Source organism: Rubrivirga litoralis (assembly GCF_031846415.1).
Lineage (GTDB): Bacteria > Bacteroidota > Rhodothermia > Rhodothermales > Rubricoccaceae > Rubrivirga > Rubrivirga litoralis.
Genome location: NZ_JAVRHT010000011.1, coordinates 77,018 through 94,775, shown reverse-complemented (window position 1 = coordinate 94,775; position 17,758 = coordinate 77,018). Strand labels below are relative to the sequence as shown.

At 76.2% G+C, this 17,758-nt stretch carries 11 protein-coding genes; 3 read left to right on the top strand and 8 right to left on the bottom strand.

The genetic code is table 11. The annotated features are described in order from the left end of the window. Positions 1–31: 31 nt before the first annotated feature. On the bottom strand, positions 32–724 hold the full coding sequence (locus RM540_RS06470; protein WP_311662734.1) for a uracil-DNA glycosylase: 693 nt from the start codon (positions 722–724) through the stop codon (positions 32–34). A 193-nt stretch (positions 725–917) separates the two neighbouring features. Between RM540_RS06470 and RM540_RS06465 the strand changes: the two genes are divergently transcribed. Continuing rightward, a complete protein-coding gene (locus RM540_RS06465) occupies positions 918–2,807 on the top strand; it encodes a putative nucleotidyltransferase substrate binding domain-containing protein (RefSeq protein ID WP_311662733.1) in 1,890 nt (629 codons plus the stop codon). Positions 2,808–3,161: 354 nt separating this feature from the next. On the opposite strand, the gene RM540_RS06460 is transcribed toward RM540_RS06465, so the two are convergent. Both RM540_RS06460 and RM540_RS06455 read right to left on the bottom strand, forming a co-directional pair. After that, positions 3,162–5,249, bottom strand: coding sequence for a hypothetical protein (locus RM540_RS06460; RefSeq protein ID WP_311662732.1), 2,088 nt, complete (start codon positions 5,247–5,249; stop codon positions 3,162–3,164). Positions 5,250–5,323: 74 nt separating this feature from the next. Further along, a complete protein-coding gene (locus tag RM540_RS06455) occupies positions 5,324–5,995 on the bottom strand; it encodes a deoxynucleoside kinase (RefSeq protein ID WP_311662731.1) in 672 nt (223 codons plus the stop codon). Between the two features lie 269 nt (positions 5,996–6,264). Here RM540_RS06455 and RM540_RS06450 point away from each other — a divergent pair, with 269 nt between their 5' ends. Next, the gene (locus tag RM540_RS06450; RefSeq protein WP_311662730.1) at positions 6,265–8,046 is read left to right on the top strand and encodes a mechanosensitive ion channel family protein; all 1,782 of its coding nucleotides are present in this window, start codon (positions 6,265–6,267) and stop codon (positions 8,044–8,046) included. Between the two features lie 792 nt (positions 8,047–8,838). On the opposite strand, the gene RM540_RS06445 is transcribed toward RM540_RS06450, so the two are convergent. The 5 genes from RM540_RS06445 to RM540_RS06425 are packed head-to-tail and all read right to left on the bottom strand — an operon-like array spanning position 8,839 to position 16,318. After that, entirely contained in the window at positions 8,839–9,684 is an 846-nt protein-coding gene (locus tag RM540_RS06445) for an MBL fold metallo-hydrolase (protein WP_311662729.1), read from the bottom strand. Positions 9,685–9,707: 23 nt separating this feature from the next. Then, on the bottom strand, positions 9,708–10,787 hold the full coding sequence (locus RM540_RS06440) for an AI-2E family transporter (protein ID WP_311662728.1): 1,080 nt from the start codon (positions 10,785–10,787) through the stop codon (positions 9,708–9,710). Next, on the bottom strand, positions 10,780–11,334 hold the full coding sequence (locus tag RM540_RS06435) for a cyclic nucleotide-binding domain-containing protein (protein ID WP_311662727.1): 555 nt from the start codon (positions 11,332–11,334) through the stop codon (positions 10,780–10,782). Before RM540_RS06435 ends, RM540_RS06440 begins: the two co-directional genes overlap by 8 nt. Before the next feature lie 27 nt (positions 11,335–11,361). Next, positions 11,362–14,895: a two-component regulator propeller domain-containing protein gene (locus tag RM540_RS06430; RefSeq protein WP_311662726.1), complete on the bottom strand. Its 3,534-nt coding sequence runs from the start codon at positions 14,893–14,895 to the stop codon at positions 11,362–11,364. A gap of 22 nt (positions 14,896–14,917) precedes the next feature. Continuing rightward, entirely contained in the window at positions 14,918–16,318 is a 1,401-nt protein-coding gene (locus tag RM540_RS06425; RefSeq protein ID WP_311662725.1) for an adenylate/guanylate cyclase domain-containing protein, read from the bottom strand. Positions 16,319–16,498: 180 nt separating this feature from the next. On the opposite strand from RM540_RS06425, the gene RM540_RS06420 reads away from it, so the two are divergent. Continuing rightward, entirely contained in the window at positions 16,499–17,566 is a 1,068-nt protein-coding gene (locus tag RM540_RS06420; protein WP_311662724.1) for a lytic transglycosylase domain-containing protein, read from the top strand. The last annotated feature ends 192 nt before the right edge of the window (positions 17,567–17,758 follow it).

The following is a 17,758-nucleotide window of genomic DNA, read 5'->3' as shown; positions in this document are numbered from 1 at the left end:
TGCTCTCCCTGCTCTCCCTGCTCTCCCTGCTCTACCCGTCCAGCCCCGCCCACAGCGCCGCGATGCCCTCGCGGAACCGCGTCGCCCCGCCCTGCGACGGGTGGCGGACGTAGACCGGGCCGGCGCCGACCTCCTGGAGCGCCCCCTCCGCCTTCCGCCCGACGGCGACCACGCGGGCGGGGCGGAGCGCGTCGACGGTCTCGGCCAAGAGGCCGTGCCACCGCCGGACCTCGCGGACGCCCGGCGTCCGAATCGTGAGCGGCTCGCCGGCCTTGTGCGGGTGGAGCGGGACGGCGTTCCACGTCCAGAACCGGCCCCAGTGCGGGAGCATGGCGCCCCAGTAGATCGACCCGCTGTACTCCTTGATCGGCTCGCCTGTCGCCGCGAACCGAGCCGACGACGGCCGCCCGTCGACCGGGAACGCGGGGTCGAGGAGCTGGCGCTCGTTCGTGAACGGGACGCCCGAGAAGCGGCAGCCCCACGGGCCGGGCGCCTCGGCCACGACCAGCACGTCGGGCCGCCCGCCCGGCGCGGCGCCGGCCACGGCGTCGAGCGCAGCGCGGAGGTTGGCCCGCCTCGTGGCCGCCGCCCCGCCCGCGGGACCGGCGGCGTCGTGCTCGGGGTCCTCGTCGCGGTACGGGTTGAAGAGGCGGTCGGCGGGCGGGGCGGCGAACAGGTCGCGCTCGTAGGCCGCCCAGAGGCGGTCGGTCCAGTCGGCGGGCATGGGGCGGGGTGGTGGGCTCACGGGAGCAACGCCGCCGCCCCGCCCCCCGGATCCTGCGGGCCGCGTCCTGCGGGCGCGACGGATTCCCGGCGTGAACGCGGGCGCGCGGCAGCGGGGGATCAGGACCGACGCGCCCGCGTCCTAGCTCGGCCCCCGCCCCGCCCTTACCGGCCCGCCACCCCGCCCCGACCGCATGGCCTCGTCGCTCTTCACCCGCATCGCCGACCTGCTCGCCGAGTCCGAGCCCTTCGACATCCTCACCGACGACGAGCGCAGCGGGCTGCTCCAGAAGATGACGCTCGAGCTCTACGCGCCGGGCGAGGTCATCCTCCAGCAGGGCGACGACATCCACCGCGCGCTCTACGTCGTCGAGTCCGGGCTCGTCCGGCTGACGGCCGCCGAGACGGGGAAGACGATCGACATGGCGGGCGAGGGGTCGCAGTTCGGGTCGTACGGGCTGATCCAGGGCGGGGCGCTCCCGTACGAGGCCCGGGCCGTCGAGCAGACGTCGTGCGCGCTCATCGCGGCCGACAGCTTCGGAGCGCTCCTCGACCGGAACGAGGCGTTCAAGGCCTACTTCGACGCCGACATCAAGCGCTACGTCCGCACGGCCGACGACGACATCGACGCCTCGGGCGCGTTCCTCCTCTTCGACACCACGCTCGGGAGCGTGCTCCGCGCGGCGGCCCCGACCGTCGGCACGTCGGCGACGGTCCGCGAGGCGGCCCAGACCATGTCCGAGGTCGAGGTCGACGCCGTCGTCGTGGTCCAGGACGAGGTCCCGGTCGGCGTCGTGACCGAGGGCGACCTCGTCGAGCGCGTGCTCGCCACGGGCGGCGACACGGGCCAGCCGGTGATGGCGCTCGTCGACCGCCCGCCGATCGCGCTCGGCGCCGACGAAAGCCTGTTCACGGCCGTCCGCACCATGATGCGGCACCGGATCCGCAAGGTCGTCGTGGTCGACCCCGAGAGCGGGCGGCTCCGGGGGCTCCTGACGGCCGAGGACGTGAGCCACTACCGCGGGCTCGACCCCGTCGCCACGACCGAGCGGCTCGAGCGGGCGCAGTCGGTCGAGGAGCTCGCCGCGCTCCGAGCCGACTCCAACCGCCGGCTCTACCGGCTCTACCACCAGGGCGTCCACTCCGAGGAACTCCTCGACGTGGTGACCGAAGTCGACGACCAGCTCAAGCAGCAGGTGCTGCGGACGGTCGAGCGCGATCTCCGCGAGGAGCTCGGCGCCGACGCCTACGACGGGCCGTGGGCGTGGCTCGCCTTCGGGGCCGCCGGCCGCCGCGAGTCCGTGCTCCGGGCGTGGCAGGACAACGGCCTCGTCTACGCCGACCCCGCCTCGGGCGACGCCGAGCGCGCGGCCACTTACTACGGGACGCTCGCCACGCGGGCCGTGGCCGCGCTCAAGACGTGCGGCTACGGGGATCCCGAGAACGGGATCGACGCGAGCGCCGAGCCGTTCCGCCAGCCGCTCGCGGCGTGGCAGGCCGCCTACGAGACGTGGTCGGCCGGCGTCGACGGCGAGTCGACGGCCCGGGCGGCGCTGTGCTTCGACCTCCGCGTGCTGTGGGGCGACGACGACTTGGGCGAGGCGCTTCGCGGCACGATCCGCGGCCACCTCCCGAACGAGCGGCTCGCGCGGCTGCTCGCACGCCAGGGCACGCGCGGCGACATGCCGCTCTCGACGTTCGGGCGCATCGAGGTCGAGGAGGTCGGCGGGCGGACCGGGCTCGACCTCCGCGAGCGGACCCTGCTCCCGGTCGTCCGCATGGCGCGGGCGATGGCGCTCGACATGGGCTACCTCGACACGACGAACACGTTCGACCGGCTCCGCCACGTCGCGGCCAGCGACCACCCGCTCGCGCCGACGGCCGGCGGGCTCGTCCCCCCGTTCACGACGCTCGTCGACCTACACCTCCGCGGGCAGATGCAGGCCGCCGAGATCGGCGAGCGCCCGACGGACCTCATCGACCCGGACGCGCTGAACAAGAGCCAGCAGAACCTGCTGAAGGAGACGCTCAAGGAGGTCCAGCAGGCGCGGTCGAACGTCCGCTCGCACTACGGGCTGGGGTAGGGACTGGGGACTGGGGACTGGGGACTGGGGACTGGGGACTGGGGACTGGGGACTGGGGACTGGGAAGATGACCGCCTCGCCCCGCTCGTTGGGTGGGCGGGGTGGTGAGTTGTCCACGCGTTGCCCACCCCGCACGGGCGTCCTGCCCCACCGCCCCGCCCGCTGCGGGGGCGGGGTGGTGATCCCGTTGCCGCCCGCGGCGCTGGGCTCGGCCGCCTCGCCCGCTCTGGACACGGCTCGCCGTGTCCCTACGGCCGCCTGACGCTGGGCGGGGTGGCGAGTGGTCCGCCCCGCCCGCACACGCCCTCCAGTCCCCAGTCCCTCCTCCCCCGTCCCGCGAGAGGAGCGAGGCCCTCAGTCCAGCAGCGCCCAGAACACGCCGAAGCGGAAGACGTGCGGGGCCAGCGGCTCGCCCTGGAGGACAGCCGCGCCCGTCGTGACGCGCTCGGCGAGCGCGTTGTCGTAGCGGAGGAAGATCGAGGCCCGCTCGCTGAACGTGGCCGTCGCCTCCAGCCCCAGCGTCGCCTGGGCGGGGAGAGCGACGGCGAACGGTCCGGCGGGGGCGGGGAGGGCGAGGAGGCCCGTCGCCGGCTCGATCCGGCGGCCCGTGAACGCCGACCACGCGCGGCCGACGGCCGCCAAATCCAGGTCGAGCACGCCGTCGCCGACGCCCTCAGCGCGGACGCCGATGCGGAGGGCGCCCCACACCCGCGGCAGCGCCGCGTCGAGCCGGGCGGGGAGGCCGTCTTCGGCGCCCGCGAGCGCCCGCGCCGTGCCCTCGCCGCGGACGTAGAACCCGCGCCGCGCCGCCTCGCGCCACCCCGCCGAGACGCCCACCCCGCCCTCGCGGAGCGCGCCGGGGACCGACGCGAAGGCAAAGGCCGCGCTGTCGGTGGCGACCAGCTCGCGGACGCCCGTCCGCCGAGCGCCGTAGGCGCGGAGAGCGAGGCGCCACGGGCCGCCGCGGAGGGCGAGCCCGGCCTCGGCCGCGAGCGCCCGCTCGCCGTCGCCGGGCGACGGCTCGAACCGGCCCGCCAGCCCGCCCGCGTCGACGCGCGCCCGCGCGCGTCCGCCGTAGCGGACGTCGGCGTAGAGCGGCCCGGCTTCGGCGCGGAGGGCGGCCGTCGGCACGAGCGCGCCGCCCAGCCGGCTCGCCCCGCCCTCGGCCGCGAGCGCGAGCGGCCCCAGGCGGACCGAGTCGCGGAGGGCGAGGTGCAGGTCGAGCCGCGCGTCGTCGCGGTCGCGCTCCACGCGGAGCCCCAGGGCGACGAGGCGGCTCCGGGCCGCGCCCTCGGCCACGACGTCGAGCCGCAGGCTCAGGTGGTGCGCGCCGGCGCGGCCCGCTTGCTCGGCAAAGGCCGTCAGGCGGCGGCCCCAGAGGCGGAGCGTGTCGGCTTGCCCCTCCCCCACCACGAGGCGCTGGAACGCGACCGCCCCGCCCACGTCGAGCGGGGTGGCGGCGAGGATAGGGAGCCGCGCCCGCGCCCACACCTCGGTGCGGAGCGTCCGCCGCGTGGCGGCGGCGTCGGGGACGGCGGCCGTCTCGAGGAACAGGCCGTCGAACGGATCCCGACCCGCCGCCGCGACCACGCCCAGCCGCGCGCCCACCGTCCGGTCCGCGTGGACCACGCCGAGTTCGGCGGCCAAGCCAGGCCGCGTGAGGAGGAGCCGGCCGAGCACGTCGAGGTGGCGGAGGGTGCCGCCGGCCGCGACGCCGTTCGAGCGCCGGTTGGCGACGTGGAGCGTGCCGGTCAGGCGGGCGTCGTCGCTGCCGCCGCGGAGGAACGCCGGCGGCCGCCGCGTCTGCGCGTGCGTCCCGCTCACCTGCTGGACGCCCTCCCCGCCCGCCCCGTACCGGATCTCGGTAACGGGCACGCCCAGCCGGAACGGGCGGACGGCCGCGGCCACCCCGCCCGGCCGCCCAAACGCGGCGCCGACGAGACGGAGCGGGCCGACGGCGGCGGCCGGGAGCAGGTCGTAGCGCGGCGCGCCCGTAAACGGGTCGGTGTAAGGGCGGCCGTCGAGGGCGAGGGCGGGGAGGTCCAGGCCGAGCCCGTCGAAGGCGACGCCGCCCACGCGGCCCGGTGCGCTCGCGGCGTAGGCGAACGCCCCGGGCCGGTCGGCCAGCAGCGTCTCGACGGCGAGCGCGGCCGTGAGCGCGGGGACCGGCGTGACCGGCCGCCCCGGCGCCGGCCCGAACGGGGCCACGGACGGGCGCGGCAGCACGGCCGCCCCGCCCACCTCGACCGAGTCGGCCGGCGTCGCCTCGGGCGCCGGCTCGGTCACGGGCGGCGGCGCCGCGGGCGGGGCGGCCGTCGAGTCGGGCGTCTGCGCGCGGGCGGGAAGGGCGAACGCGAACAGCGCGGCGAGCAGGAGCGCGCCCCGCCCCGCCCCGCCCGCGGCTCGCCGAGGCGGGGCGGGGGCGTCTCGAAGACCCCTCACCCGGTCCCTCTCCCCACGGGAGAGGGCACCTCGTAGCGGGCGGGGCGGGGGCTCACGCGCATCGGACCCGCGCCCTACGTCCCGACGGGGAAGAGGCCGAACAGACGGCTCTCGATCCGGCTCAGGATCTCGTAGCGGTCGGCGTCCTCGTTGACGAAGTCGAGGTCGTCGGTCTCGACGACCATCTTGGGGTGCGGGTAGCGGTCGATCCAGTCCTCGTAGAGCTCGTTGAGCCGCTCGAGGTAGTCCAGCCGGATCGACGACTCGAAGGCGCGCCCGCGGCTCTGGATGTGGCTGACGAGGGTGGGCACGCTCGCGCGGAGGTAGACGAGGAGGTCCGGCGGGCGGAGGTAGGCCGTCATGATCGAGAACAGGTCGGCGTAGTTCTCGTAGTCCCGCTCGTCCATGAGCCCCATGTCGCCCAGGTTGCGGGCGAAGATCTCGACGTCCTCGTAGATCGAGCGGTCCTGGACGACCGAGCCGGCCTCGGCCTCCATTTCCTTCTGGTGCGTGAACCGGCTGGAGAGGAAGAACACCTGGAGGTTGAAGCTCCACCGGCGCATGTCCTCGTAGAAGTCGGCGAGGTACGGGTTGTTGTCGACGGACTCGAAGAACGGGCGCCACCCGAAGGCGTCGGCCAGGATCTGCGTGAGCGTGCTCTTGCCGGCGCCGATGTTGCCGGCGACGGCGACGTAGAGCTTGCGCGTGGCGCGGTCGTCGGGGGGCGGGGCGAGGTCGGTCTGCATCGCGGGGGTCCGGGGGCGCGGGAAGCTACGGCCGGGCGGGGCGGAGGCCGGGGTTCGGGGTTGCCCGCCGGCGAGGACCCGCCCCGCCCGCGAAGGCCGGGGCGGGGCGGTGGTCCGGGAGGTGCTCGCCGCCCCGCCCAGCCGCTGCCCACCCTGAACCAAACGACTCCGAACCTCTTGGGGCGGGGCGGCAAACAGGCCCGCCCTTTGCACGCGCCCGTCGGCCCTCCCGTACCCTGGTGCCGGTGCCCCCCCACCCCGCCCGCCCCATGCGCCCTCTCCTCCCGCTCCTGCTCGTCCTCGCGTTGGGGGCCTCGGCCCAGGACGCGCCGGTCCCGGCGGCCGACTCGGCGGCGACGGCGCCGGACTCGGTCTCGGCCCAGGCCCTCACGTCGCGGCTCTCGACGGCGTCGGGCGCCTTGGGAGACTACGCCGAGGCGTACTACCAGCTCGACGCGCTCAACGCCGGCCTCGACGCGCCCGACGAGCCGGCCAACCTCCAGACGCCTCAGGCCGCGCTCGAGCACTTTGTGCGGGCGGGGCGGGCCGAGCGGTTCGGCGAGGCGGCGCAGGCCCTCAACCTCAACCTGATCCCGGCCGACGAGCAGGCTGAGGCCGCCCCGCTCCTGGCCGAGCACCTGTTCTACGTGCTCGACACCCAGCTCGGGTTCGACTGGGAGGGGCTGCCGGACCGGCCAGACGGGGCGAGCACCGAGTCGACGGGGTCGAACGACGCCCTGCTCGGGCAGCCGCGCCGGAGCCTCCGCCTGGGCACGCTCGACCTCGACGGCCGCGACGTGGCCCTCCGCCTCCAGCGGGTTCGCGCGGGCGGGGCGGCGCCGGTCTGGGTGGTCTCGGCGCAGACGGTCGAGAACGTGCCGGCCCTGTTCCGGCGGTACGGCCCCGGCCCGGTCGACCGCGCGGTGCCGGCGTGGGCGCGGACGCAGGTGCTGGGGCAGACGCCGCTGTGGGCGTGGCTGGGGCTCGCGCTCGGGGCCATGCTCGTGGCGCTCCTGGCGTGGGCCGTCCGCCGGTTCGTGAAGCGCCGGCTGGAGGGGTCCGACGCGGACTGGGCGCGCGAGATCGCGGAGCGCGTCGCCACGCCCGTCGCTGTGTTCGGGGGGCTGCTCGCGCTCTACCTGCTCGCCACGGCCGTGCTCTCGCTCCCGGCCGTCGTCACGACGGCGCTGCTCGTGGCCGCCGTCGTCGCGTTCGTGTGGCTGGCCATGCGGGCCATCGGCGCGCTCTCCGAGTACGTGGCCGGGCGCCAGGGCGTCGACGACATCTCCGAGCTCTCGGGCGACGAGAAGACCGACGAGCAGCGGTGGCTGACCTACCTCTCGGTCGGGCGCCGGGTGCTCCTGTTCGTGCTCGTGACGTTCGCGCTGGGGATCGTGCTCAGCCAGTTCGAGTCGCTCCAGGCCCTCGGATTCTCGCTCGTGGCCTCGGCCGGCGTGGCGACGGTCGTGCTCGGCATCGCGGCGCAGCCGGTGTTGGGCAACATCGTCGCCAGCGTCCAGATCGCGCTCGCCAAGCCGGTCCGCATCGGCGACAGCGTGGTCTACGACGGCGACTGGGGCTACGTCGAGGACGTGACCTACACCTACGTCCTCATCCAGACGTGGGACCAGCGCCGGCTGGTGGTCCCCATCCGCCACCTCATCACGCACCCGTTCGAGAACTGGACGATCCGCAACGCCCACCTCGTCAAGCCCATCTACCTCTACGCCGACTACACAATCGACGTGGGCCGCGTCCGCGACAAGTTCGACGAGCTGCTCCGGGCGTCGGACGACTGGGACGGCGAGAACGAGCCGGCGGTCTTGGTCACGGGCATGACCGACGAGACGGTCGAGATCCGGGCCACGTGCAGCGCGAAGGACCCGTCGACGGCGTGGGACCTCCACTGCGCGCTCCGCGAGGAGCTCGTGGCCTTCCTCCGCGACCTCGACGACGGGGCCTACCTCCCGCGCCAGCGCGTCCTCACGGTCGGGGGCGACGGGGCACGCGCGAGCGTCGGGGCAGCCGTGGCGGGCGACGGGGCAGGGTGAAGCAGGCGCGTAGGCGTGTAGGAGCCTAACCGCCCCGCCCGCGCCACACGCCGTAGCGCTGGGGCGGGGTGGCCGCCTCGTCCCCACCCCGCTCGCGCCGGGGGCGGGGCGGCTCCCGCGGCTAGGCGAGGCCCAGGCGCGTCGCCTCCGACGCGAGAAACGCCGGCGACCAGGCGGACTCGCGGCGGCGGCCGCGCGTCGAGCGAGTAGACAGGCACCCACACCGCCCCGAGCGGTCCCGGCGCGGGCGGGGTGGTCCCGCGCAGCCGGCGAGGGCGGGGTGGTCCCGCGCAGCCGGCGAGGGCGGCCAGACCGAGGAGGTAGGACAGGAGGCGCATGGCGGGCAGCGGGCGCAAGATGCACCACCCCGCCCCACACCGCGGGCGGGGCGGAGCCGTAGGGGCGACCGGCGGTCGCCCGTGGGCAGGGCACGATGGGCGGGGCGGGCACGACGGCCCGGATCCGTAGGGACATCACCCGTGGTGTCCGCATTTGCCCGGCGACACGTCACGGATGGGGCGGGGCGGCAATGGGCGGGGCGGCGCTGGGCCAGACCGCCCCGCCCACCCGACAACCGCCCCTAGCCCCTCCTGTTCAGGAGGGGGACTACCCGTCGCCTCGGGTCCACCTCCACGCTGGCAGGGCCGCCCCGCCCGCTGCTCGCCGCTCGCCGGCCCTGCGGGGCGGGGCGGAACAAAACGGCGCCACCCCGCCCGCGCGCGCCACTTTCCACTTTCCACTTTCCACTTTCCACTTTCCACTTTCCACTTTCCACTTTCCACTTTCCACCCCTCACACCCGCACCACCAGCCCCTCCGTCGCCAGGTCCGTCGCCGGGAACCGCTCGCGGGCCTGCTCGCAGATGCGCGCGAGCGCGGCGTCGTCGTGGGCCGGGTCGTGGTGGAACAAGAAGAGGCGGCGGACACCGGCGTCCGCCGCGAGCGCTGCCGCGTGCCTCCACGTCGTGTGGCCCCAGCCCTCGCGGAGCGCGTACTCGTCGGCCGTGTACTGGGCGTCCGAGATCAGGACGTCCGCGCCGCGCGCCACCTCACGGAGGCCCTCGTCGTGGGACGGCGACCCATGCTCATAGTCGGTCGCGTAGACGACGGCCGCCCCGCCCGCCTCGACGCGGTAGCCGTGGCAGCCCTGGGGGTGGAAGAGCGGGAACGGACGGACTGTGATCGACCCGACCTGGAACGGGACGCCGGGCTCGACCTCGACGGTCTCGATCGCCGCAGCGAGTTCGGGGAAGGGGACTGGGAAGTACGGCGGCGACATCTGCGCGCGGAGGAGGCCGCGGAGCCGGTCGGCTCCGGTCGCCGCGTAGAACCGGACCGTCTGGCCCGGGATGTAGAGCGGGGCGAAAAACGGGAGGCCCTGGAGGTGGTCCCAGTGGAAGTGCGAGAGGAGCACGTGGGTTTTGCCTGGCCCGCCGGCGGCCTCGGCCGCGAGCGCGTAGCCCAGCCCGCGCGCGCCCGTGCCCGCGTCGAGCACCACGCGCGTCCCGTCGGCGGCCCGGACCTCGACGCACGACGTGTTGCCGCCGACGCCGAGCCACCCCGCCTGCGGCGTCGGCGTGGAGCCGCGGACGCCCCAGAAGCGGACGGTCAGGCGGGCCAGATCGGGCGGGGCGGGCATGGGGCGGGGCGGAAAAGCGGTCGCTACAGGTGGTACCGGCGGAGGCTCACGGCGGTCTCGACGAAGAACACCTTGAGCACGGCCGCCGCCGGCACCGCCAGCGCCATGCCGAACACGCCGGCCACGCGCCCGCCGACCAGGATGGCGATGAGCACGAGGGCCGGGTGCATCGACACGTTCTTCCCCGTGATCCACGGCTGGAACACCACGTTCTCGACCGTCTGGAGCACGGCGAACAGGAGGAGCACCGGGACCACCCCGCCCATGCCCCCCGTCGTCACGACCGAGACGAGGACCGAGAGCCCGGCCGAGACGACGAACCCGGCGTAGGGGACGAAGTTGGCCAGCCCGGTCACGAATCCGAGCACGAAGTAGTAGTCGACGCCCAGGAGCCCCAGCCCGATCGTCGTCGAGACGCCGACGAGGAGGGCGATCAGCGCCTGCCCGCGGAGGTAGCCGCCCAGGTGCGCGTCGGCCTTGAAGGCGACGGTCATGGCGAACTCGAAGTAGCGGTTGGGGACGATCCGGAGCACGCGGCGCCGGAGGACCGGGCCGTCCTTGAGGAGCGCGAACAGCACGAACGGGACCACGACCGACGTCCCCACGGCCTCGAGCACCGTCGGGACGTAGTCCACGAGCGCCGCGCCCCCGGGGTGGACCGCCGCCTGGACTGACCGGACCAGCCCGAGGTCGGACGCCTCGACGACCGAGAGCCGGGCGGCCAGGCGGGCCTCGACGTCCTGGACCAGGGCCAGGAGCTCGCCGCTGTCCCACCGAGCCTGGAGCGACGTGAGCTGCGCGAACACGACCGGCACGGCCAGCACGGCGACGGCCACGAGCGCGGCCGTGATCACGGCGAGCACGAGGACCGACCCCGCCGTCCGCCCCACGCCCCGCCGCTCGAGCGCGTTGACGACCGGGACGAGCAGGTAAGCGAGCACGGCCCCGAGCACGACGAGGCCGGCGAGGTCCGGGGCCGCCCACAGCACGAGGACGAGGGCGGCGAGCGCCGCGAGCGCGGCCCACGTGCTCAGCCGGCTGGGCGGGGCGGCGCGCGCCGCTGGGGGCGGGGCGGGCGCGCGGCGCGGCGGGCGCTCAACCATCGGCGGCCGGCGCCTCGTCCGCCCCGCCCCGCCCGGCCTCCTGGGCCTCGCGGAGCCGGTCGCACTCGCGCGTGAGCTCCTCGACCTCGTCCGACACCTCGACGAGCCGGAGCCCGACGAGCCGCGAGAGCGCGAGGAGCACCTTGACGCCCAGCCGCGGGTTGCGGTCGAGGAGGCTGAGGAGGTCGGGCTGGAACAGGCTGAGGAGGTGGCAGTCGGTCTTGGCCCGGGCCGTCGCCGTGCGGATGACCTCGTTGAGGAGGGCGATCTCGCCGAAAAAGTCGCCGTCGGCCAGCTCGACCAGCTCGCGCCCCGTCGGCTCCGACTGGATCGAGACCACGCCGCGCGCGATGATGTACATGCCCAGCCCGGGCTCGCCCTCGACGAACACGGACTCGCCGGCGACGTAGTCGCGGCGGTGGAGCAGGCGGCGGACGGCGTCGATCTCGCGGCCCGAGAGGTCCTCGAACAGGGGGACCGACCCGAGCAGGGCGTCTTCCGACGACTCGGTCCGGCCGCCGAGCAGGCTCCTCCAGAGGCTTTGCATAAGGGGCGGGGTGCGCAATCGGGCAAGCTACGCCGCCGGCGCGTCGGGGCGCCGGGGCGGGGTGGCCGGGAGGGTCACGGTGAACGTCGTCCCGCGCCCCTCCTCGCTCTCGACCGCGAGCTCGCCGCCGTGGACCTGGGCGACGATGTCGTGGGCGAGCGAGAGGCCGAGGCCGGTGCCCTCGCCGGACGGCTTGGTGGTGAAGAACGGCTCGAACACGCGGCGGCGGACGGCCTCCGGCATGCCCGTCCCGTTGTCGGCGATCTCGACGGCGACCGCCCCGCCCTCGCCCGCCCCGCCCTCGCCGTCCAGGCGCCGCGTGCGGACCGTGACCGCCCCGCCGTCGCCGCCCGCCGCGGCGACGGCGTGGAACGCGTTCGCGAGCAGGTTGATGAGGACGCGGCCGAGCTCCTGCGGGACCACCTCGACCTCGCCGGCCGCCTCGTCGAACTCGCGGACGAGGTCCACGGTGAAGCCCGAGTCGTTGGCGCGGGCGCCGTGGTAGGCCAGGTTCGCGTACTCCTCGACAAAGCGGTTGACGTCGACGCGCGCGCGCTCCTCCGCCCCGCCCCGGCTGTGGAGGAGCATGGCCCGCACGATCCGGTCGGCCCGCTGGCCGTGCTCGTGGATGCGGCGGGCGTTGTCGGCGAGGTCGTCGAGGAGCGGCTCGACGTCGGCGAGCACGTCGCGGGCGGGGCGGGGCGGCTCGGCCGCGGCGGCGTCGGCGATCTCGTCGCGGAGCTCGGCGGCGAGGTCGATCGAGAGGTCGGCGAAGTTGTTGACGAAGTTGAGCGGGTTCTTGATCTCGTGGGCGATCCCGGCCGTGAGCTGCCCGAGCGAGGCCAGCTTCTCGGACTGCACGAGCTGGGCCTGCGTCGCCTGGAGGTCCTGGATCGAGGCCTCGAGCCGCTCGTTGGCGGCCTCGAGCTGGGCGTTGGCCTGGGCCAGCTTGGCGTTCGCCTCCTCGACCTCGCGGGCACGTTCGAGCTCGGCCTGGACCTTCCGGTGCTCGGCCTCGGCCGTCTCGGCGCGGAGCTCGGCCTCGCGGTGCTCGGCCCGCTCGCGTTCGCGGCGGAGCAGCCGCGCCCGCTGCCAGCGGTCGGCCTGGACCAGCCCGACGACGCCGAGCGCGGCGAACCCGGCCAGCGCCCACCACGTCCGCCACCACGGCGGGCGCACGACGACGCCGATCGACGCCGCCCGCGGGCTCCACACGCCGTCGGCATTCGCGGCCTGGACCTCGAACGTGTAGTCGCCCGGCGGCAGCGTCGTAAAGGACGCCTCACGCGAGCGGCCGACCGGGCGCCAGTCGTCGTCGAGCCCGTCGAGGCGGACGCGGTACGTGTTCTGGGCGGGGTCGGAAAAGTGGAGGCCGGCGTAGTGGATCGTGAGGTAGTCCTGGTCCGGCCCCAGCGTCACGCGCCGCGCGAGCGGGGCGGCCGCGTCGAGCGTCCCGCCGCCGGGCTCGACGGGCTGCCCGGCCACGTCGACGCCGGTGACGACGACGTCGGGCGGGGTGGCGTTGCGGGCGCGGAGGCTCTGCGGGTCGAAGGCGAGCAGCCCGCGCGTGCCCCCGAAGTAGAGGCGGCCGTCCGGCCCGCGCGCCGCCGCCGTGTTCAGCGTCCGCTCGGTCCCGCCGCCGCCCAGGCGCGGCGCGAACGTCTCGGTGACGGGCTCGAAGCGGGCCACGCCGCCGCTCGTGGCCAGCCACAGCGTCCCCGTCTCGTCGGGGACGATGGCGTAGACGTCGTCGCCCGGGAGGTCGGTCGCCTCGGCCGTGTAGCGCGTAGTGCTCGCCCCGCCCGAGGCCGCCCCGCCCAGGCGCACGAGGCCGGCGTCGGTGCCCGCCCAGAGCGCGCCGCCGCTGGCGTGGAGGGCGTAGACGGTCTGCCCCGCGACCTCCGGCGGGCACGCGAGCGCCTCGCCCCGCCCAATCCGGCAGAGGCCGGCGTCGGTGCCCACCCAGAGCGCGCCGTCGCCCGTCTCGGCCATCGCCCGGACGCGCGGCGCCCCGCTCGGCCCGGACGTGGCCTGCCCCACTCCGCTCTGCCCGCCCGCGCCGGGCGGGGCGGGGCGGACCCAGCGGGCCTCGCCCGTGTCGCGGTCGTAGAGCGCAAGCCCGCGCGCGGCGGTCCCCACCCAGAACCGGCCGTCGGACGCCTCGAACAGCGCCGTCACCGCCGGCGCGCCGCCCGGCGCCGCGAGCGGGGCGGGGTCGAGGCCGTCGGGCGTCACGCGGAAGAGGCCGCCCGGCGTCCCGGCCCAGACGGTCCCGGCGCGGTCCTGGTGGAGCGCCGTCACGCGGGCGCGGTCGCCGGTGCCCGGTACGGGCGTGTGCGCGAACGTCTGGCCGTCGGTCGTCCGGTCGAGCGTACGCCCGGCGCCGACGTAGAGCGTGCCGTCGGCGGCCGGGAGCACGGCGCGGACCGTGTTGCTGGCGAGCGACGTCAGGCGGCGGTCGTCGTGGAGGAGGCGCGTGGCCGTGTCGCGCGCCCGGTCGAAGCGGTCGAGGCCGCCGTAGGTCGCCACCCAGAGCACGCCCTGGCGGTCTTCGTAGAGGTCCGTCACCTCGTCGCTGGCGAGCGAGGCCGGGTCGTCGAGGGCCGCCGTGTACACCGTGGCCGCGCCGTCCGGCCCGATCCGCCGGAGCCCGCCGCCCATCGTGCCCACCCAGACCACGCCGTCGGCGTCCTCCCACACCGACGTCACGTCCGACGCGAAGAGGCCGGGGCCGACGCCGACCGGCGCGAGCCGCCCCGCCCCGCCCGCGACCGCGAACAGGCCCTCGCCGAGCGTCCCCACCCAGACGCCGCCCCGCCCGCGCGCGGCGAGCGCCGAGACGGCCACGTCGGCGGCGACCTGGCGGACGCGGCCGCTCTCGGCGTCGCGCCGGAGGAGGCCGGCGGCCGTCCCGATCCACACGCCGCCGTCTGCGTCCGAGAGGAGCGCGCGCACAGCGACGGCCGGGGCGCCCGCGCCGGCCTCGGCCGCGCCGGCCGCGTCGACGTGCGCGAGGCCGGCCTCGGTCCCCACCCAGACGCCGCCCCGCCCGTCGGGCGCGAGCGCGCGGACGTCGGGGGCGGGGAGGCCGGCGACACGGCGGACCCGCTCGGTCCGGGCGTCGAACCGGGCGAGCCCGCCGGCCGTCCCGATCCACACGCCGCCGTCGCCGGCCGGCGCGAGCGCCTGGACCACGTTGCTCGGGACCGACGCCTCGCCCGACGACCGCCGCAGCTCCAGCGTCCCGACGCCGTCGTAGCGGACGAGCCCGTCGAGCGTCCCGATCCACACGAACCCGAGCGAGTCCTGCGTGACCGCCGTGACGGCCGCGTTGGGGAGCCCCTGCTCGACGCCCAGGTGCAAAAACTCGACGCCGCCCCGCCCCGCCCGCGGCGCAGGGTCGGCCGGCTGCGCGACGGCGAGGAGCACGCCGCTCAGGACGAGCGCGACGGCGGCGGCGAGCGCGGCGGCCGCGCGCACGGCGCTCCGGGCGGGGCGGGGCGGCCGCAGAAACGGCCGCGCGGACGGCGCGGGGCGGGAGGGCGGGGCGGGGCGGGCCATGATCCGTGCGGGGCGCGGGCCGTTAGGAGCGCGCGGCGAACGCCTCGGCCGCCTCGGGCGGGACCGACGAGAACCGGAGCCCAAGGGCCTGCCCGTCGCCGACGTCCTCGACCTCGGTCACTTTGGCGTAGACGTCGACGGTGCCCCCCGGGAGGTCGAGCGAGAGGCACACGTCGGTCCGCGGCTCGACCTCGGCCTGGGCCGCCACGCGCGCTCGCGCGCCGGTCTCGGCCAGCGCCACGAGCGCGCCGTCGTGGGCGTCGGCGGCCAGCCTCTTCCCGTCGAGCGTGGCGAGCCGGAACGGGAGCGGGTCGGCGAGGTCGCGGAGCGAGGACTCGTCGGCGGGCACGGCGCCGGCGCCCTCGACGGCCGCGACGCTGTGGACGGCCACGGGCTCGGCGAACCCCTTCAGCGACACGCGGCGCGTCCCGTCCAGCCGGAGCGGCCCGTCCGCCCCGCCCGCGGCGGCGTACGTCGCGTCCGAGATGAGGACCTCGCCGGGGACCGCCAGCGACTGGATCCGCGCCGTGAGGTTGACCGGGCTCCCGACGACCCCGTACTTCGCCCGCGTCTCGGACCCGATCGTGCCCACGACGACCTCGCCCGAGTTCACGGCCGCCGTCATTTCGAGGGCGGGGAGGCCGCGCTCGGCGAGATCGGCGTTGACGTCGCCCATGCGGGCCTGCATGGCGACCGCGCAGGCCACGGCGCGCGCGGCGTGGTCGGCCATCTCGAGCGGGGCGCCGAAGATCGCCAGGACCGCGTCGCCGATAAACTCGTCGATGGCCCCGTCGTGCTCGTCGACGACCTCGGTCATGGCCCCGAGGTACACGTTGAGGAGCTCGACCACGCGCTCGGGCTCGAGCCGCTCGGCGACCTGGCTGAACCCGGCGATGTCGCTCATGAGCACCGACACCTCGCGGCGCTCGCTTGCCTGGACAGCGTCGGGGTTCGAGAGGACGGCGTTCGCGATCTTGTCCGACAGGTACCGCGTGATCGTTCGGCGCACGCGCTCGGCCTCGCGCTCGCGCTCGACGGCCCCGCGCGCCTGGCCCAGCGTGACGTCGAGGTCGGCCATGTCGATCGGCTTCGTGAGGAAGTCGAAGGCCCCGCGGTTCATGGCCGTGCGGATGTTCTCCATGTCGCCGTAGGCCGTCACCACGACCGCCTTCGTCGGCCGGCCGAGCTCGCCCAGCCGCCCCAGCAGCGTGAGCCCGTCCATCCGCGGCATGTTGATGTCCGTAACCACAATGTCGATGTCGGGATCGGCCTCGAGTTGGTCGAGCGCCTCGACGCCGTCGGCCGCGAACACGAGCGCGAGCTCCCCCGACCGGACCTGCGACCGGAACTTCTGACGGATGAGGGGGACGAGGTCCGGCTCGTCGTCGACGAACAGGATCTTGAGGGCCTCGGGATCGGGCATGGGCGCGTCGCGCTCGGGGGGCGGGGCGGAAGATCGCCCCTCGGGGCGGCGCCCTCCCCTACCTTGGAAGGGCCGTCGGGGTCCCGAGCAAAGATCGGACCCCGCAGACGCCGGCGCCGGAGGCCTGAGACCCGAGCGGTCCCGGGGCCGCCCGCCGCCGGCCCCACCACACCCCGCCCGATGACGACGACGACCGCCGGCCGCGCGCCCTACGCCGCGCTGCGCTCCCCCAGGCTCCGCCCCGCCCTCGCGCTCGCCGCCCTGCTCCTCGCCGCCGCCCCACCCGCCGCCGCCGCCCCGCCCGCGACGCCGGCCGACTCGTCCGAGGTCAGCCCGCTCGACTGGGCGCGCCGCGTGGTCGAGGCCCGCCGCGCCGTCGGCGCCGCCGAGGCCGAGGCCGACCCCGAGCGCCAGGCGGCGCTCGGCGAGGCCGCCTTCCGCCAGGCCCGCGCCCTCGCCGACGCCCCCGCCCTCCGCGGCGACGGGCCGGTCCGCGACCTCGTCCTGCGCGCGCAGGCCGTCTACGAGGCCCACCACGGCGCGTCGCACGCCCTCCCGCTCGCGCCCGACGAGCTGGCCGCGCTCCGCGGCCCGTCGTTCGCGGCGCTCCTCAGCGACGAGGGGCCGCCGCTCCGCGACCCGGCGGTCGTGGCCGCCGAGACGGCGGCGGCGGCCGAGGCCGCCCGCCGCGAGGCCGCCGAGGCCGAGCGCGCGTCCGGCCCGACGTACCTGTTCTACCCCGCCGAGGCCGACCAGCTCGTGGCCGACCAGCGGGCGGTCGCCCGCCGGTTCGCCGGGCTCCGCCGCCAGATGCGCCGCCTGTTCCCGTCCGTCGAGCGGGCGCTCCGCCGCCGCGACCTCCCGACCGACCTCAAGTTCGTGGCCGTCATCGAGAGCGGCCTAAACCCCCAGGCCGAGAGCTGGGCCGGCGCGCGCGGCCTGTGGCAGTTCATGCCCGAGACGGCCGCCGAGTACGGGCTCGACTCGCTGAGCGTCGCCGACCCCGCGGCGTCGACGGCCGCCGCCGCCCGCTACCTCCAGTGGCTCGGGCGCCGGTTCGACGGCGACTGGCAGCTCGCGCTGGCCGCCTACAACTGCGGCGTCGGCCGCGTCGAGCGGCTCGTGGACGAGCACCGCGCTGAGACGGGCGACGACCCGACGTTCTGGGACCTCCACGCCGCGCTCCCGGCCGAGACGCAGGCCTACGTGCCGCGCTTTATCGCCGTGGCCGAACTGCTGGGCGGATAAGGGCGGGGCGGGCACACGAGGAATCCGGGCGGGGCGGTCCGGGCGGGGCGGACCCAACGGGCGGGGCGGGGAGCACCGGGCCTCTCCAACCTGGCACCAGGGCGGGGCGGCCTCGCCGGCGGAGACGCGCGCCGCGGGACCAGTCGGCGCCGCCCGAGCGGCCGGCGCGTGCCTGGGCGGGGCGGCTCCACC

Coding starts and splice junctions, on each gene's coding strand:
- RM540_RS06470 (WP_311662734.1), bottom strand. CDS start 724: ATGCCCGCCGACTGGACCGACCGCCTCTGGGCGGCCTACGAGCGCGAC.
- RM540_RS06465 (WP_311662733.1), top strand. CDS start 918: ATGGCCTCGTCGCTCTTCACCCGCATCGCCGACCTGCTCGCCGAGTCC.
- RM540_RS06455 (WP_311662731.1), bottom strand. CDS start 5,995: ATGCAGACCGACCTCGCCCCGCCCCCCGACGACCGCGCCACGCGCAAG.
- RM540_RS06450 (WP_311662730.1), top strand. CDS start 6,265: ATGCGCCCTCTCCTCCCGCTCCTGCTCGTCCTCGCGTTGGGGGCCTCG.
- RM540_RS06445 (WP_311662729.1), bottom strand. CDS start 9,684: ATGCCCGCCCCGCCCGATCTGGCCCGCCTGACCGTCCGCTTCTGGGGC.
- RM540_RS06440 (WP_311662728.1), bottom strand. CDS start 10,787: ATGGTTGAGCGCCCGCCGCGCCGCGCGCCCGCCCCGCCCCCAGCGGCG.
- RM540_RS06435 (WP_311662727.1), bottom strand. CDS start 11,334: ATGCAAAGCCTCTGGAGGAGCCTGCTCGGCGGCCGGACCGAGTCGTCG.
- RM540_RS06430 (WP_311662726.1), bottom strand. CDS start 14,895: ATGGCCCGCCCCGCCCCGCCCTCCCGCCCCGCGCCGTCCGCGCGGCCG.
- RM540_RS06425 (WP_311662725.1), bottom strand. CDS start 16,318: ATGCCCGATCCCGAGGCCCTCAAGATCCTGTTCGTCGACGACGAGCCG.
- RM540_RS06420 (WP_311662724.1), top strand. CDS start 16,499: ATGACGACGACGACCGCCGGCCGCGCGCCCTACGCCGCGCTGCGCTCC.